This is a genomic window from Scandinavium sp., assembly GCF_036271055.1.
Classification (GTDB): domain Bacteria; phylum Pseudomonadota; class Gammaproteobacteria; order Enterobacterales; family Enterobacteriaceae; genus Scandinavium.
In genome coordinates this window covers 101,898-117,163 of the sequence record NZ_DATBBJ010000078.1, presented here as the reverse complement: position 1 = coordinate 117,163, position 15,266 = coordinate 101,898, and the positions used below count along the sequence as shown (strand labels likewise).

The following is a 15,266-nucleotide window of genomic DNA, read 5'->3' as shown; positions in this document are numbered from 1 at the left end:
CTGTAAACCCGGAACAATAAAAAACATTCATTCACTATTCCTTCCGTATATCTCAGGCGATACTCTGGCACAAGAGACGTCTATCACACTTTCGGGGAACGACATGGCAAGACTGGCTGCATTTGATATGGACGGGACATTGTTAATGCCCGACCACCGTTTGGGTGAGCAAACGCTGAGCACTTTAAAGCGCCTGCATGAGCGGGACATTACCCTGACGTTTGCCACCGGTCGGCATGTCCTCGAAATGCGTCATCTCATCGGTAATTTTTCTCTTGATGCGTTCCTGATTACCGGCAACGGCACGCGGATCCATTCGCTGGAAGGTGACGTGTTGCATCGTAGCGATCTGGATCCGGAAGTTGCGGATCTCGTGTTGCACAGCCATTGGGATACCCAGGCAAGCATGCATGTCTTTAACGACAGCGGCTGGCTCACCGATCGTGAAATCCCTGATTTGTTGCAGGCGCATGTGTATAGCGGCTTCCGCTATCAGCTCTGTGATTTCAAACGCCTGCCTGCGCATGACGTCACCAAAATTTGCTTCTGCGGCGATCATGACGATCTCAGCCGTTTGCGCATTCAGCTTAATGAAGCGTTAGGCTCCCGTGCGCATCTGACGTTTTCGGCGGTGGAATGTTTAGAAGTGCTGCCAGTGGGCTGCAACAAAGGCGCGGCGCTCTCTACGCTCAGTCAGCATTTGGGAATGACGATGGCAGACTGCATGGCTTTTGGTGACGCGATGAATGACAGCGAAATGCTTGGCCTGGTCGGCAAAGGGCTGATCATGGGTAACGCCATGCCGCAGTTAAAGGCTGCGTTGCCGCATTTACCGGTTATCGGACACTGCCAGAATCAGGCGGTGTCTCACTTTTTGACTCATTGGCTGGATTCTCCACATCTCCCTTATTCCCCCGAATGAATGAGACCCTTCCGGCAAGCCAGACTTCGCATGAAGCCTGGCTTTTTTCTTTTTTACTGAGCGAGTAACTCCGCAAGCGCCGTCTGCCACGGGGTCAGTGAGCCGATATTGGCCTCGACCCATTGCGGGTTGTAGTAAGTTTCGAGATAGCGTTCACCGCTGTCACACAGCAGCGTCACGATAGAGCCGCTTTGGCCTGCGCTACGCATCTGTGCGGCGAGTTGCAAAGCGCCCCACATATTGGTGCCTGTCGACGCGCCGACTTTTCGACCCAGTTGGGTTTCCAGCCAATATGCGGTGGCGACGCTGGCGGCGTCCGGCACGCGCAGCATGTTATCCACCACATCCGGAATGAACGACGGCTCCACGCGCGGGCGACCAATCCCTTCGATTTTACTGCCTACCGGGCTGCGCAAAGTCGCGTCGCGGCTCTGCCAGTAATCCATAAACACCGAGTTTTGCGGGTCAACCACCGTTAATTGTGTATCGTAGCCCTGACAGCGGATGTAGCGTCCAATGGTGGCAGATGTGCCGCCAGTGCCAGCGCTCATCACAATATGCGCCGGAACCGGGTTCGGTTCATGCTGCATCTGACGGAAAATACTGTCGGCAATATTGTTATTACCGCGCCAGTCGGTGGCGCGCTCGGCGAAGGTGAACTGATCCATATAGTGACCGTTCAGCTCGCGGGCCAGCATTTCCGAGGCGGCATAGATTTCACAGGCGCTTTCCACGAAATGGCAGCGCCCGCCGTAAAATTCGATTTGCTCGACTTTGCGTTTCGCGGTGCAGGAAGGCATGACCGCAATAAACGGCAGGCCAAGCAGACGCGCGAAATAGGCTTCTGACACCGCCGTCGATCCCGAGGATGCTTCAATAATGGTGGTGCCTTCGTTGATCCAACCGTTGCACAAACCGTACAAAAAGAGCGAACGCGCCAGACGGTGCTTGAGGCTGCCGGTCGGGTGGGTGCTTTCATCTTTCAGGTACAGCTGAATGCCGGGGAAGGCGGGGAGCGTCAGACGAATCAGATGCGTGTCGGCAGAGCGCTGATAGTCGGCGTTAATCTCACTGATGGCGTGTTTGACCCAGGTGCTGTTCATCATTACTTTCCGTTTGTCATTTTGTGCCCAGCTTAGTGGAAAGCACGGAAAAAATTGTTGCTATCTGGCCTTTGAAATACAATTAACAGAGAAAATTTTTCTCTGTGAGCGGCACATGATAGACAAAATTGACCGTAGACTGCTGGCATTGCTGCAGGAGGACTGCACCCTCTCTTTGCAGACGCTGGCCGATGCCGTTAATCTGACCACCACACCCTGCTGGAAGCGCCTCAAACGTCTTGAAGATGACGGGATTTTGCGTGGCAAAGTGGCGCTGCTGGATGCAGAAAAACTGGGGCTCGGACTGACGGCGTTCGTGCTGATAAAAACCCAGCATCACAGCAGTGAGTGGTACAGTCGATTTGTGTCTCATGTGACGCAAATGCCTGAAGTGCTCGGTTTCTGGCGCATGGCCGGCGAGTACGACTATTTACTGCGGGTTCAGGTAGCGGACATGAAACGCTACGACGACTTTTACAAACGACTGGTCAACAGCGTGCCAGGGTTATCTGACGTGACATCGAGTTTTGCGATGGAACAGATCAAATACACCACCGCGCTGCCGGTCGAATAATTCTCTGGGTATTTCTGCGTGCGATTATTTGCTCAACTCAGCTGGTACTTCCGTCGGGAATGGCGTCGCTATTTCGGGGCGGTCTTACTGCTAATCATTATTGCCATTCTGCAACTGATCCCGCCGAAAGTGGTGGGCTATGTGGTAGACGGCGTGACGCAACAACATTACACCACTACGCGCATCATGATGTGGGTAGGCACACTGGCGCTGGTTGCGGTGGTGGTCTATCTGCTGCGCTACGTCTGGCGTGTGCTGCTGTTTGGCGCGTCCTATCAGCTCGCCGTTGAACTGCGCGAAGATTATTATCGCCAGCTTAGTCGCCAGCATCCTGAATTCTATTTGCGTCATCGCACCGGGGATTTGATTGCCCGTGCGACAAATGACGTCGACCGCGTGGTATTTGCTGCCGGTGAGGGCGTATTGACGCTGGTGGATTCACTGGTGATGGGCTGCGCGGTGCTGATCGTGATGTCCACGCAAATCAGCTGGGAGCTGACGCTGCTGGCGCTAGTGCCGATGCCGATTATGGCGATTGTGATTAAACGTAACGGGGATGCGCTGCATAACCGTTTCAAACTGGCACAGGCGGCGTTCTCCGGGCTTAACGACCGCACTCAGGAAAGCCTGACCAGCATCCGTATGATCAAAGCGTTCGGCCTTGAAGACCGACAGTCCGCGCAGTTTGCTGCCGATGCGGCGGATACTGGTGCGAAAAACATGCGCGTCGCGCGCGTTGACGCGCGTTTCGATCCCACCATTTACATTGCCATTGGCATGGCAAACCTGCTGGCGATTGGCGGCGGGAGCTGGATGGTCGTGCAGGGCAGCTTAACACTCGGGCAGCTCACCAGCTTTATGATGTATCTCGGGCTGATGATCTGGCCGATGCTGGCGTTGGCATGGATGTTTAATATTGTTGAGCGCGGCAGCGCCGCTTACAGCCGCATTCGCGCCATGCTTGCCGAAGCGCCCGTTGTCAACGATGGCACACAGCTGCTGAGCCCCGATCGTGGAACACTTGCGGTCAATATCCGCGAGTTTCGCTACCCACAAACCGAAAAACCGACGCTGCATAACGTGCAGTTTAGCCTGCGGCCAGGGCAAATGTTGGGGATTTGTGGCCCAACGGGTGCCGGAAAAACGACGGTGTTGTCATTGATTCAACGCCATTTTGACGTCACCGAAGGCGATATTCGTTTTCAGGACCTTCCACTGACTGAGCTTCAGCTCGACAGCTGGCGCAGCCGCCTGGCGGTCGTGAATCAGACGCCGTTTCTGTTCTCCGATACCGTCGGCAGCAACATTGCGCTCGGCAAACCGGCCGCGACTCAGCAAGAAATCGAACATGTGGCGAGACTTGCGAGCGTGCATGAAGACATTCTGCGCTTACCGCAAGGTTACGATACTGAAGTGGGCGAGCGCGGGGTGATGCTCTCCGGCGGACAGAAACAACGTATTTCCATCGCACGTGCGTTACTACTGGATGCTGAAATTCTGATCCTCGACGATGCACTTTCTGCCGTTGATGGGAGTACTGAACACCAGATCCTGCACAACCTGCGCCAGTGGGGCGAAGGGCGCACGGTTATCATCAGTGCACATCGTTTGTCGGCGTTGACCGAAGCGAGTGAAATCATCGTCATGCAGCACGGACACATCGCCCAGCGTGGTGAACACGATCAACTGGCGACACAATCGGGTTGGTATCGTGATATGTATCGCTACCAGCAACTCGAAGCGGCGCTGAATGACGTGCCGGAAGAGCAAAGCGAGGAGCAAGCCGATGCGTAATTTTGGACAACTTTGGCCAACGCTCAAACGCCTGCTGGCCTATGGTTCACCGTGGCGCAAACCACTGACTATCGGCATGTTGATCATGTGGGTCGCGGCGGCGGCAGAGGTAACGGGCCCGCTGCTGATAAGCTACTTCATTGATAACATGGTAGCGAAAAGCTATCTGCCCTGGGGCATTGTGATCGGTTTGGGCGCGGCGTATGTCGGACTGCAACTGCTGGCGGCGTCGCTGCACTACATTCAATCGCTGTTGTTTAACCGTGCCGCAGTGGGCGTGGTGCAACAGTTGCGCACTGACGTGATGGATGCCGCGCTGCGCCAGCCGCTCAGTGAATTTGACGTTCAGCCGGTCGGGCAGTTGATTTCGCGTGTGACCAATGACACCGAAGTGATCCGCGATCTCTACGTCACCGTCGTTTCAACGGTGCTTCGCAGTGCAGCGCTGATAAGCGCAATGCTGGTGGCGATGTTCAGCCTTAACTGGCGCATGGCGCTGGTGGCGATAGCCATCTTCCCGGCGGTCATTGTGGTGATGGTGATTTATCAGCGTTACAGCACGCCGATTGTGCGCCGCGTGCGCGCTTATCTGGCGGACATAAACGACGGTTTTAACGAAGTAATCAACGGCATGAGCGTCATCCAGCAGTTCCGCCAGCAGGCGCGCTTTGGTGAACGCATGGGGGAGGCGAGCCGCTCGCATTATATGGCGCGTATGCAAACGCTGCGTCTCGACGGTTTCCTGCTGCGTCCTTTGCTGAGTCTGTTTTCCTCTCTAATCCTCTGCGGTTTGCTGATGCTGTTTGGGCTGAGCACCACCGGCACGATTGAAGTCGGCGTGTTGTATGCGTTTATCAGTTATCTCGGGCGTCTGAATGAGCCGCTGATTGAACTCACCACCCAGCAGTCGATGCTGCAACAGGCGGTGGTCGCGGGTGAACGTGTCTTTGAGCTGATGGACAAGCCGCGTCAGAACTATGGTCACGACGAAGCGCCGCTGCAAAGTGGTTCCATTGATGTGGACGATGTGTCGTTTTCCTATCGCGGTGATCGGCTGGCGCTTGAGGACATTCAGCTCAGCGTACCGACGCGCAGCTTCGTGGCGCTGGTCGGCCACACTGGCAGCGGTAAAAGCACGCTCGCCAGTTTGCTGATGGGTTATTACCCGCTGAGCAAAGGGGAAATTCGTCTCGACGGACGTCCGCTTTCTTCACTCAGCCATAGCGTGTTGCGACAGGGCGTGGCGATGGTGCAGCAAGATCCGGTAGTGCTGGCAGAGTCGTTTTTTGCCAACGTGACCTTAGGCCGTGATATCAGCGAAGAGCAAGTCTGGCAGGCGCTGGAAACAGTGCAACTGGCAGAGCTTGCGCGCGGGATGAGCGACGGGATTTATACTCAGCTCGGCGAGCAGGGCAATAATCTCTCTGTCGGGCAGAAGCAGCTTTTAGCGCTGGCGCGTGTGCTGGTGGATACGCCGCAAATACTTATTCTCGACGAAGCCACCGCGAACATCGATTCCGGCACCGAGCAGGCGATTCAACTGGCGCTCGCTGCCGTTCGTCAGCGTACAACACTGGTTGTGATTGCTCACCGTCTTTCGACCATTGTCGACGCGGATACCATCATGGTGCTGCATCGCGGCCAGGCGGTGGAACGCGGCACTCACCAGCAACTGCTTGAAGCCAAAGGACGTTACTGGCAAATGTATCAGTTGCAGCTTGCCGGAGAAGAGCTAGCGGCCAGCATCGAAGAAGAATCGCTTATCGCCTGATGCACCAGCAGTAAGCAATTTATTGACACCCGCGCCCGCTGGTGCAAAAACAAAACGCACCTTGCACCGCAATGGTGCGTTTTGTTTTTCCCGCTTGTCTCACACATCGCCTCGTGCCTCGTTACTTCCTCAGAAACAGCCTGAATACCCGGCATAACACCTGATTTTAATTTCTGGCACGCCGATTGCTTTATCTCTTACGTGTTAGCTGCCGCCATTACCGAATTCTGACTGGAGGGGATCTATGAAGCTGGTTACCGTGGTGATTAAACCATTCAAACTCGAAGACGTTCGCGAAGCGCTGTCTTCCATTGGTATTCAGGGGCTGACCGTGACCGAAGTGAAAGGCTTCGGACGTCAGAAAGGCCATGCCGAGCTCTATCGCGGTGCCGAATATAGCGTCAACTTTTTGCCAAAGGTGAAAATCGACGTGGCGATCGCCGACGATCAGCTCGATGAGGTGATCGACGTGATCAGTAAAGCGGCGTACACCGGCAAGATTGGCGACGGCAAGATCTTCGTCGCCGAGCTGGAACGCGTCATTCGTATTCGTACCGGCGAAGCCGACGAAGCGGCTCTGTAACTCTCAGGCCACACAGTGATAGGGATCGAGACAATGAACAAAAAACTGCTAAAAATTGCCCCCGCTGTTCTGGCACTGTTGCCGGGTCTGGCGATGGCGGCACCCGCCGTTGCCGATAAAGCGGACAACGCCTTTATGATGATCAGCACCGCACTGGTGCTGTTTATGAGTATCCCCGGCATCGCGCTGTTTTACGGCGGCTTGATCCGTGGCAAAAACGTGCTGTCGATGCTGACTCAGGTCACCGTCACGTTCGCGCTGGTTTGCGTGCTTTGGGTGGTTTATGGCTACACTCTGGCGTTCGGGACTGGCGGCAGTTTCTTCGGCAGCTTCGACTGGGTTCTGCTGAAAGGCATTGATATTAAAGCGCTGATGGGCACGTTCTATCAGTACATTCACGTCGCCTTCCAGGGCTCATTCGCCTGTATCACCGTTGGCCTGATTGTCGGCTCGCTGGCAGAACGTATTCGCTTCTCCGCCGTGCTGATTTTCGTGGTGGTGTGGATGACTTTCTCCTACGTGCCGATTGCGCACATGGTGTGGGGCGGCGGTTTACTGGCAACGCATGGCGCGCTGGATTTCGCGGGCGGCACAGTGGTACATATCAACGCCGCAGTCGCGGGCCTGGTGGGTGCTTACCTGATTGGCAAACGTGTAGGCTTTGGCAAAGAAGCGTTCAAACCGCATAACTTGCCGATGGTCTTCACCGGTACGGCTATCCTGTACGTCGGCTGGTTCGGCTTCAACGCCGGGTCAGCAAGCTCTGCGAACGAAATTGCGGCGCTGGCGTTCGTGAATACCGTGGTTGCAACGGCGGCAGCGATTCTGGCCTGGGTCTTTGGCGAGTGGGCTGTGCGCGGCAAACCTTCTCTGTTGGGTGCTTGTTCTGGCGCTATCGCAGGTCTGGTCGCGGTCACTCCTGCTTGTGGTTACATCGGTGTCGGCGGTTCCTTGATTGTCGGAATAGCGGCGGGCCTGGCGGGCTTGTGGGGCGTAACGGCGCTGAAACGCTGGCTGCGTGTCGATGACCCTTGCGATGTGTTCGGTGTGCACGGTGTGTGTGGCATCGTCGGCTGTATTCTGACTGGCATCTTTGCCTCCACTTCCCTGGGTGGCGTGGGCTATGCCGAAGGCGTGACCATGGGCCATCAGGTTCTGGTGCAGCTGGAAAGTATCGGTCTGACCATTGTCTGGTCTGGCGTGGTGGCGTTCATCGGCTACAAACTGGCTGACCTTACCGTTGGGCTGCGTGTGCCGGAAGAGCAGGAACGCGAAGGGCTGGACGTCAACAGCCACGGCGAGAATGCGTATAACGCCTGATAAATTGAGTTAACTCCAGAGCGAGCAAAGCCTCCGATTCGGAGGCTTTGTTTTTGGTTCAAGCGTATGTGATATCGCCGGGCGAGAGTATGTCGGGTAAGCGTAGTGCCACCCGACAATAAAAAAGCGCAATCAGTTACGATTACGCATCACCCCTTCCTGCACAGTCGACGCGACCAGCACACCATCCTGAGTGTAAAACTCACCGCGCACAAAGCCCCGAGCGCTGGAGGCCGACGTGCTTTCCACGCTGTACAGCAGCCATTCATTCATATTGAACGGGCGATGGAACCACATCGAATGGTCAATCGTCGCGACCTGCATACCTTTTTCAAGGAATCCCACGCCGTGCGGCTGCAAGGCCACGGGCAGGAAATTGAAATCGGAAGCGTAGCCCAACAGGTATTGATGCACGCGGAAATCATCGGCAACGGTGCCATTGGCGCGGATCCACACCTGACGTTTCGGCTCGGCAACGTGACCTTTCATTGGGTTATGGAACTCGACTGGGCGAATTTCCAGTGGCTTATCAGAAAGAAACTTCTCTTTGACCGGCGGGGGCAATAGATGGGCGAGCTTACGGGCGATATCGGTTTCCGACGGCAGTGCATCAGGTGCAGGCGCAATTGGCATCTGTTTCTGGTGTTCATAACCCGACTCGGGAGCCTGGAAAGAGGCCGTCATATAGAAAATCGGTTTACCGTTCTGGATAGCAGCCACGCGGCGAGCGCTGAAACTGTTGCCATCGCGCAGGACTTCTACGTCATAGACAATCGGTTTTTGGCTGTCACCGGGGCGCAGGAAGTAGCTGTGGAACGAATGCACCAGACGATCTGCAGGGACGGTCTCCTTAGCGGCATAAAGCGCCTGACCGACTACCTGACCGCCAAACACCTGACGTAAACCCAGATCCTCACTCTGGCCGCGGAACAATCCCTCTTCAATTTTTTCCAGATTTAACAGGGCTAGCAGATTAGAGAGAGCCTGACTCATAAATGTCCTCAAAGGTAAAAAAGACCGCACAAGGCGCGGGAATAGCCACAGTATAACGCAGTTTTCGAAGTGGTCCGATGGGTGCAATTATCTGAATAACGGTCCGATTACAGGCAGATATCTGAGATCTGTGCCACACTTACTGCGTTACAAATGTTTTAACCACTCACTCTTGCGGGATAAAATCCCGTGGGTGCATGGATGATAAGGAGAACATAATGAAAGTCGTGCACATGTTAAGTGGTTTAGCGGTTGCGGTTGCACTGTCTGCCTGTGCTCATAAGAGCGCGGATATTCCGACGCCTGCGCCAAACCCGAACCCCTCTGCGGCTACACAGCCTGTAATTCAGCAACCTAATGTGTCCGGTACTGCGTGGATCCGCCAGAAAGTGGCCTTGCCACCGGATGCCGTGCTGACAGTCACATTGTCTGATGCATCGCTTGCGGATGCGCCTTCGAAGGTAATTTCGCAGAAAGTGACGCGTACGGAAGGGAAACAGGCGCCGTTTAGCTTTGTCCTCCCGTATAACCCGGCAGACATTCAGCCTAACGCGCGGATCCTGTTGAGTGCGGCGGTGACCGTCAACGATAAACTGGTGTTCATTACCGATACGGTTCAGCAGGTTATCAACAACGGCGGGACCAAAGCGGACCTGACACTGGTGCCTGTACAGGCGACGGCTGTACCTGTTGCCACGGACGGTGGGGCGGCGACAACCGTGCCATCGACTTCACCGACTCAGGTGAATCCGTCCTCCGCAGTGCCTGCCCCGACGCAAATTCCTTAACGTCGGTTTCCCTCCTCCTGATGGGGGAGGGAATCAGTAATTCCAGCGATACTTCTGCATATCAATTTTGCCACTTCCCGAGACTTGCACGCCGTCAGACAATAATGCCTGACGTTGACGCTGCAAATCCGGCCCGGTCAGTGAAATGTTGCCATGACGATTAACCACCCGGTGCCACGGTAACGTCGATCCTTCCGGTAAGCGTCTTAGCACGCCACCCACCTGACGCGCCGCGCGTGGCGAACCCGCGAGTCTTGCGACGTCGCCATAGGTCGTGACCGAACCTTCCGGGATCGCCGCAACAATTTGCCACACCCGGTGCGGGAATGAATCAATGGGTTCCATAGCGCTATCCATCTCGGGAAAAGCACAGAATAAGCGACGCTCTACACGATGTGAAGACTGGCGTTATTCCGGCTGTTGAAACGTAAATTCCAGCGCCAGTCCAATAACCTGCGACGTGCTTGGCGCAAATTCGTCAGGTTTCACCATCTGATTTTCAAGGAATTTCAGCTTTCGCGAGGCGGTGTTGATGATCAGTTTACCGCGCATCTCCGGCAGGATCTGGGTGCAAATCGGGTAGATCACCCGGCCAGAAACCGCAACCGGGATGCGGCGCAACGGTACATGACCGACCACACCAAGCGAGGCGAACAGCACCGCGACCGGGGTGACGAACAGCAGCGGTGTCGGGTTGACGCTGACAAAATCCAGCACCACGTCCGGGCGTAAATAATTTAGCCCCTGATGGGCTATTGTCACTTCATCGATAGCGGGCATTGGCAGAGTAAGTGTCAAAGGCAGTGATTTGATCATTGTCGACCCCTGAAGGTGAAGAAAGACGGATGTCTGATGGACTCAAAAACAGTCTGGACGCTGCGCCACATTTTGCTGAGAGCAAGTTCGCAATATGGAAAACTTGTCCGGCGGGATGCCCGGTGCGAACGGTGTTCGAACAATAAACCATCATCCGGACCGCCGCGGGTTGCAATTGCCGGGCCGCACAGGGATAATGCGCCAGCGCGTTAGGAATAACGCTCTCAATGGGGGCTCTGTTGGTTCTCCCGCAACGCTACTCTGTTCACCAGGTCAGATCCGGAAGGAAGCAGCCAGGGCAGACGACGTGTGTGCCGGGATGTAGCTGGCAGGGCCCCCACCCAATTCTGCGCTACCCTCCCAAAATCCCCCCAAACGTCTATACTCGTTCTTTTCTTTCGTTCCTGGAATTAACCCCTTAAACTTTAGTGTTATTACATTGTGTTTGAAGCAAGAATAAATAGTCGGTCATGTGTTTGAAATAATAGTGTCATATAACTGTCATATATTAGGTAGACAATAAATCTGGGTAATTATTTATTTCATTTTTATGAAAAATTTATTTCTGGATTGCCTGCAAATGTTCGTGTATTAATTATCTTAATTTATTGCACGGGAAGCTTTACCATGACCACGGCTGTTCTGAATGTTAAAATTGACGGCGATCTGAAAGAACAATTACGCCATTACGCGGAAGTCCATAACGAGACCTTAGGCGCGGCAACGCAAAGACTTTTGCAGCTGGCGCTGGAAACAGAATCAGAGGCGGGAGTATCCGAAGGCGAGGTAGACAGTCAACATACCGAAGAAGAATCATCTCCTCTTACTCCTAAAGAAATCAAAGCAATACGAAAAATTCTGAAGAAGAGAAAATGAAACAGCAACTCTCAACGGCCAGCAGTTACGGTGAAGCCTGTGAAATGCTTCGCTCGGGATATGTAAAACACGTTCGTCTCAACTGGAATGTCGGTAGCGATGAGTTCTTTCGCATTGCATCAGACTGGTGCGATACCGGCGCTAAAATTAAAAAAGACGGCGATAGCTTTATTATTTCGGTCAAAGGTTTCCCGATCCCTCGTCAGCATTAATTTTACCCGTCATTCTTCGAGCTGCAGGTACGTTGACTGCACCCTGTTGCCGCCCTCCTGCAACTCGAATTATTTAGGGTAAAAGTATCTCTATTTTTGAATGAGCTAATAATAAACCGCAGATTATTATTAGCTCGTCGCTATTTTAGTAAACTATTTTTCGTGGTGGTAATTTATTCTGCTGACCGTTCAGAGAATTCCAGATAGGTTGCAATGTCCTGAACGCCATTCTCAGTGTTTCATCGTCCAGCGTAAACGGCAACCGTAGCCAGCGGTCGAAAGCCCCAGCCAACCCAAAGCGTGTGCCCGTTCCCAAATGGATCCCAGCGCTTTCAGCCCGCGCGGCGAACAGCGTTGCCAAAGAATCCGGTAATTCCACCCAAAATGAAAGTCCTCCTTCTGGCTGTTCGTAACGCCATTGCGGGAAATATTCCGTCATTAATGCGCTGCACATGTCGCGGCGAGCGGCGAGCATTTTGCGTCTTGCTGGCAACAGGCTCTCTGCGTTTTCCAGCAGCCAGCAGGTGGCGAGTTGCTCCAGCGTCGGTGACCCTAAATCCAGGGTATCGCGCGCCTGAATCAATGAAGCCAATGTGCGTGTGGAAGCGCGGATCCAACCGAGCCGCAGTCCGCCCCAAAAACTTTTGCCCGTCGAACCTAAAGTTATTACCGGCGCATCGGCGTTAAAGGCTGCCAGCGGCGCGGGTGGGGGAGCGTTGTACCAGAGATCAACCATGGTTTCATCGATGACAAGCGTAGTACGCGTGCGGGCAGAGAGATCGGCCACGCGCTGGCGTGTCGCGGCATCCATGCAACGCCCGGTCGGATTGTGAAAATCTGGCATCAGATAGGCAAGACGTGGCGCTGTTTGCGCGAAAGTGGCGGCCAGCCCATCAACATCCCAACCCTGTTGTGGCAGAGAAACACCCACCGGACGGCAGGAAGCGCCCTGAATGGCGGCAATCGCCAGAGGATAGGTTGGATTATCCACCACCACCCGATCTCCGGGGCCGGTTAACAATCGCAGAATCAGTGCCAACCCGCTTACTGCGCCGTTGACCACCATGATTTCGTCGGCGCGAGTCGGCAAACCGCGTGCACAATAGCGCTGCGCGATTGCTTCCCGCAACACCGGTAAACCTTGCTGATCGTATCCGGTACTGGCGAGATGCTGTGGCATAGCGGCAAGCGCGTGGGTATAAGCCTGATGAATTTCAGGGCCTGCGCTCAGCGCGGCGGTCGACAAATCGAGTGCCTGTACGGTAGCCATTCGCCCAGGCACCTGCTGATGCTGAATTGGAAGGATTACCCGCGAGCCGCTACCGTGGCGACTGAGGATATAGCCCTCATCGCGTAATTGGGCGAGGGCGCTGGCGACCGTGGTACGGCTCACGTTCAGCGCCGTTGCCAGTTCGCGTTCGCCAGGCAAACGGCTGTCGAGCGCCAGACGCCCATCAAGGATCAACAGCCGTAGCGCCTCGGCAAGCTGACGCCATAGCGGTGTGCGCGAAGCACTTTCCTGCCAGTGACCGAGCAGGCTCATCAGCGATTGACTTCCGGAGCGACGAAGAGACATAGCAGTCCACTTTTATAAAACTGGTCATTAATAATAGGTCCATTTTTAACGATGATGGCGTTTTCAGCAATCACTGATGAGGTCTTTATGCTGCGCCGTTTACTGCAACTGTACGTCGGGCTCTGCCTGTACGGCGTTTCCACCGCGATGTTCGTGCATGCAAATTTAGGGGCCGATCCCTGGAACGTTTTCCACCTCGGCGTGGGCAAGGTTTTTGCACTCGATATCGGTACGGTGATGATCATTACCGGCGCGTTAGTGCTGTTGCTGTGGATCCCTATTCGCCAGCGTCCGGGGCTGGGCACGATCAGCAATGTGATTGTGATCGGTCTGGCTGCTAACGCGACGATGGCAATACTTTTCACGCCAGAATCGCTGGTTATGAAAAGCGTGCTGATGATTGCCGCGGTCATACTCAACGCACTGGCGACCGGAATGTACATTGGCGCAGGCTTTGGCCCCGGACCGCGTGATGGACTAATGACCGGGATTCATGCCCGCACCGGCTGGTCAGTTCGCGTCATCCGCACTTGTATCGAGCTAACCGTATTGGTCATCGGCTATCTGCTGGGCGGCAGCGTGGGTATTGGCACGCTGGTGTATGCGCTTGCGATTGGTCCGTTAATTCAGCTTTGCTTGCCGTGGTTCCGCACGGAGATACAAGCGCGTCCGCAGCTGAAAAAAGAGAAAGTATTGAGCTAATTTACGAAGCGCTCACAGTCATAGCTTTCATTATCCGTTACACTGGCGGCATTGCTCTATGGATGCTGAATACCAATGAAAGCCATCACTCTGTATGACGTCGCGCGACTGGCGGGCGTTTCCTACCAAACCGTGTCCCGCGTGATTAACCAGGCGGAACACGTTTCGGCCCGCACCCGTGAAAAGGTGCAGCTCGCAATGGCGGACCTGAATTATATTCCCAATCGCGGTGCGCAGCTTTTAGCGGGTAAACGCCAACCGACGCTCGGGCTTATAAGCGCCGATTTGGCGTTGCATGCGCCGTCGCAAATTGCTTCGGCGGTGAAGCGCCGGGCCAGCGAACAGGGCTATGCAGTGCTGATTTCGATGGTGACCGGCAACGCGGAGGATGATTGTCGGGCGGCGGTACAGGAAATGTTGGCGCAGCGCGTTGAAGGATTGATGATTAACGTGCCGTTGGAAGATGATGTCGCCCTGCGGTTGCGCGAGCTGGCAGCGCCGCTTCCGGTTCTGTTTCTGGATGTCAGCGAACAGGCTGAGGTCAACAGCCTGGTGTTCAGTTCATCGCAGGGCGCACAGCTTGGCGTCACGCATTTGCTGGAGCAAGGCCATTCACGGATTGCGCTGCTGGCAGGGCCACTCTCTTCCGTTTCTGCGCGAGCACGACTTGATGGCTGGAAACAGGCGTTGATTACTGCCGGAGTTGCACCCTGTGCTATCGCGAGTGGGGACTGGAGTGCGCAATCGGGTTATGAAAAGACGCACGGACTGCTGGCGAACGCAGCGAAACCGGATGCCATTCTGGTGGCAAATGATCAGATGGCGCTCGGTGTACTGCGCGCTTGTGCGGAAAAGGGAATTGCGGTGCCGCAACAGTTATCCGTCGTCGGTTATGATGACACCACAGATAGCGCCTGGTTTACCCCGCCGTTGACCACCATTCGCCAGGCGTTTCGTGATGCAGGCGAACAGGGGGTGGACTGGCTTATCAGTGAGCGTGATGCCAGCGCATTGAGCCAGACACAGTTGCCGGTCACACTTGCCTTTCGTGGAACGACCGCGCCAGTTACGCAGGATCTGCCAGACGATCTTGCCCATCGGCTACAGGAACTCGCGGCGCTGGCGAATAAACTCGGTCTGCGATGATCGCTTTGTGATCCTCCTCGCTTCTCGTTGATTCGATCCTTTACGCTTGATGCAGATCGGCGCATGCTGATTAAAATTGTGAGCGCTTCG

Annotated in this window: 16 protein-coding genes and 1 other RNA gene; 12 read left to right on the top strand and 5 right to left on the bottom strand. The window is 54.9% G+C overall.

The window, feature by feature from the left end:
- Window positions 1-103: 103 nt before the first annotated feature.
- A complete protein-coding gene (gene cof / locus VH187_RS17160) occupies window positions 104-922 on the top strand; it encodes an HMP-PP phosphatase (RefSeq protein ID WP_329702669.1) in 819 nt (272 codons plus the stop codon).
- 53 nt (window positions 923-975) lie between these two features.
- Here the strand turns inward: cof and VH187_RS17155 are convergent, their stop codons facing one another.
- Window positions 976-2,028, bottom strand: coding sequence for a PLP-dependent cysteine synthase family protein (locus tag VH187_RS17155; RefSeq protein WP_329702668.1), 1,053 nt, complete (start codon window positions 2,026-2,028; stop codon window positions 976-978).
- Between the two features lie 112 nt (window positions 2,029-2,140).
- Here VH187_RS17155 and VH187_RS17150 point away from each other — a divergent pair, with 112 nt between their 5' ends.
- The 5 genes from VH187_RS17150 (at window position 2,141) to amtB (ending at window position 8,067) form a co-directional block, all read left to right on the top strand.
- Window positions 2,141-2,599 carry an Lrp/AsnC family transcriptional regulator gene (locus tag VH187_RS17150; protein ID WP_329702667.1) on the top strand — a complete coding sequence of 153 codons (459 nt, stop codon included), beginning with the start codon at window positions 2,141-2,143 and terminating at the stop codon, window positions 2,597-2,599.
- 18 nt (window positions 2,600-2,617) lie between these two features.
- Window positions 2,618-4,393 (top strand): SmdA family multidrug ABC transporter permease/ATP-binding protein, encoded by a 1,776-nt coding sequence (locus VH187_RS17145; protein ID WP_329702666.1) that lies wholly within the window; start codon window positions 2,618-2,620, stop codon window positions 4,391-4,393.
- A complete protein-coding gene (locus VH187_RS17140; protein ID WP_329702665.1) occupies window positions 4,386-6,164 on the top strand; it encodes a SmdB family multidrug efflux ABC transporter permease/ATP-binding protein in 1,779 nt (592 codons plus the stop codon). The genes VH187_RS17145 and VH187_RS17140 overlap by 8 nt, the downstream gene beginning before the upstream one ends.
- Before the next feature lie 244 nt (window positions 6,165-6,408).
- Window positions 6,409-6,747 carry a P-II family nitrogen regulator gene (gene glnK, locus VH187_RS17135; protein WP_329702664.1) on the top strand — a complete coding sequence of 113 codons (339 nt, stop codon included), beginning with the start codon at window positions 6,409-6,411 and terminating at the stop codon, window positions 6,745-6,747.
- A gap of 33 nt (window positions 6,748-6,780) precedes the next feature.
- Complete coding sequence (amtB, locus tag VH187_RS17130; protein WP_329702663.1) at window positions 6,781-8,067, top strand: ammonium transporter AmtB; 1,287 nt, start codon at window positions 6,781-6,783, stop codon at window positions 8,065-8,067.
- Between the two features lie 132 nt (window positions 8,068-8,199).
- Here the strand turns inward: amtB and tesB are convergent, their stop codons facing one another.
- Window positions 8,200-9,060, bottom strand: coding sequence for an acyl-CoA thioesterase II (tesB, locus tag VH187_RS17125; protein WP_329702662.1), 861 nt, complete (start codon window positions 9,058-9,060; stop codon window positions 8,200-8,202).
- A gap of 218 nt (window positions 9,061-9,278) precedes the next feature.
- Here tesB and VH187_RS17120 point away from each other — a divergent pair, with 218 nt between their 5' ends.
- Entirely contained in the window at window positions 9,279-9,848 is a 570-nt protein-coding gene (locus VH187_RS17120) for a YbaY family lipoprotein (RefSeq protein WP_329702661.1), read from the top strand.
- Between the two features lie 33 nt (window positions 9,849-9,881).
- Here the strand turns inward: VH187_RS17120 and VH187_RS17115 are convergent, their stop codons facing one another.
- Window positions 9,882-10,193, bottom strand: a complete 312-nt coding sequence (locus VH187_RS17115; RefSeq protein WP_329702660.1) for an MGMT family protein — start codon at window positions 10,191-10,193, stop codon at window positions 9,882-9,884.
- 63 nt (window positions 10,194-10,256) lie between these two features.
- A complete protein-coding gene (locus VH187_RS17110; RefSeq protein ID WP_329702659.1) occupies window positions 10,257-10,664 on the bottom strand; it encodes a dTDP-glucose pyrophosphorylase in 408 nt (135 codons plus the stop codon).
- 237 nt (window positions 10,665-10,901) lie between these two features.
- Here VH187_RS17110 and ffs point away from each other — a divergent pair.
- The 3 genes from ffs to VH187_RS17095 all read left to right on the top strand — a co-directional run bounded on the left by ffs (window position 10,902) and on the right by VH187_RS17095 (window position 11,752).
- Window positions 10,902-10,998, top strand: an RNA gene (gene ffs, locus VH187_RS17105) — signal recognition particle sRNA small type.
- Between the two features lie 293 nt (window positions 10,999-11,291).
- Window positions 11,292-11,540, top strand: coding sequence for a hypothetical protein (locus VH187_RS17100; RefSeq protein WP_329702658.1), 249 nt, complete (start codon window positions 11,292-11,294; stop codon window positions 11,538-11,540).
- Window positions 11,537-11,752 (top strand): hypothetical protein, encoded by a 216-nt coding sequence (locus VH187_RS17095; protein WP_097161529.1) that lies wholly within the window; start codon window positions 11,537-11,539, stop codon window positions 11,750-11,752. The genes VH187_RS17100 and VH187_RS17095 overlap by 4 nt, the downstream gene beginning before the upstream one ends.
- A 145-nt stretch (window positions 11,753-11,897) precedes the next feature.
- On the opposite strand, the gene yczR is transcribed toward VH187_RS17095, so the two are convergent.
- Entirely contained in the window at window positions 11,898-13,328 is a 1,431-nt protein-coding gene (gene yczR, locus VH187_RS17090; RefSeq protein WP_329702657.1) for a MocR-like transcription factor YczR, read from the bottom strand.
- Between the two features lie 87 nt (window positions 13,329-13,415).
- Between yczR and yczE the strand changes: the two genes are divergently transcribed.
- The gene (gene yczE, locus VH187_RS17085) at window positions 13,416-14,030 is read left to right on the top strand and encodes a membrane protein YczE (protein ID WP_329702656.1); all 615 of its coding nucleotides are present in this window, start codon (window positions 13,416-13,418) and stop codon (window positions 14,028-14,030) included.
- A 75-nt stretch (window positions 14,031-14,105) separates the two neighbouring features.
- Entirely contained in the window at window positions 14,106-15,176 is a 1,071-nt protein-coding gene (locus VH187_RS17080) for a LacI family DNA-binding transcriptional regulator (RefSeq protein WP_329702655.1), read from the top strand.
- Window positions 15,177-15,266: the final 90 nt, after the last annotated feature.

Excerpts from the sequence above, each read along its gene's own strand:
- cof (WP_329702669.1), top strand. The coding sequence starts at position 104 with ATGGCAAGACTGGCTGCATTTGATATGGACGGGACATTGTTAATGCCC.
- VH187_RS17155 (WP_329702668.1), bottom strand. The coding sequence starts at position 2,028 with ATGATGAACAGCACCTGGGTCAAACACGCCATCAGTGAGATTAACGCC.
- VH187_RS17150 (WP_329702667.1), top strand. The coding sequence starts at position 2,141 with ATGATAGACAAAATTGACCGTAGACTGCTGGCATTGCTGCAGGAGGAC.
- VH187_RS17140 (WP_329702665.1), top strand. The coding sequence starts at position 4,386 with ATGCGTAATTTTGGACAACTTTGGCCAACGCTCAAACGCCTGCTGGCC.
- glnK (WP_329702664.1), top strand. The coding sequence starts at position 6,409 with ATGAAGCTGGTTACCGTGGTGATTAAACCATTCAAACTCGAAGACGTT.
- amtB (WP_329702663.1), top strand. The coding sequence starts at position 6,781 with ATGAACAAAAAACTGCTAAAAATTGCCCCCGCTGTTCTGGCACTGTTG.
- tesB (WP_329702662.1), bottom strand. The coding sequence starts at position 9,060 with ATGAGTCAGGCTCTCTCTAATCTGCTAGCCCTGTTAAATCTGGAAAAA.
- VH187_RS17120 (WP_329702661.1), top strand. The coding sequence starts at position 9,279 with ATGAAAGTCGTGCACATGTTAAGTGGTTTAGCGGTTGCGGTTGCACTG.
- VH187_RS17115 (WP_329702660.1), bottom strand. The coding sequence starts at position 10,193 with ATGGAACCCATTGATTCATTCCCGCACCGGGTGTGGCAAATTGTTGCG.
- VH187_RS17110 (WP_329702659.1), bottom strand. The coding sequence starts at position 10,664 with ATGATCAAATCACTGCCTTTGACACTTACTCTGCCAATGCCCGCTATC.
- VH187_RS17100 (WP_329702658.1), top strand. The coding sequence starts at position 11,292 with ATGACCACGGCTGTTCTGAATGTTAAAATTGACGGCGATCTGAAAGAA.
- VH187_RS17095 (WP_097161529.1), top strand. The coding sequence starts at position 11,537 with ATGAAACAGCAACTCTCAACGGCCAGCAGTTACGGTGAAGCCTGTGAA.
- yczR (WP_329702657.1), bottom strand. The coding sequence starts at position 13,328 with ATGTCTCTTCGTCGCTCCGGAAGTCAATCGCTGATGAGCCTGCTCGGT.
- yczE (WP_329702656.1), top strand. The coding sequence starts at position 13,416 with ATGCTGCGCCGTTTACTGCAACTGTACGTCGGGCTCTGCCTGTACGGC.
- VH187_RS17080 (WP_329702655.1), top strand. The coding sequence starts at position 14,106 with ATGAAAGCCATCACTCTGTATGACGTCGCGCGACTGGCGGGCGTTTCC.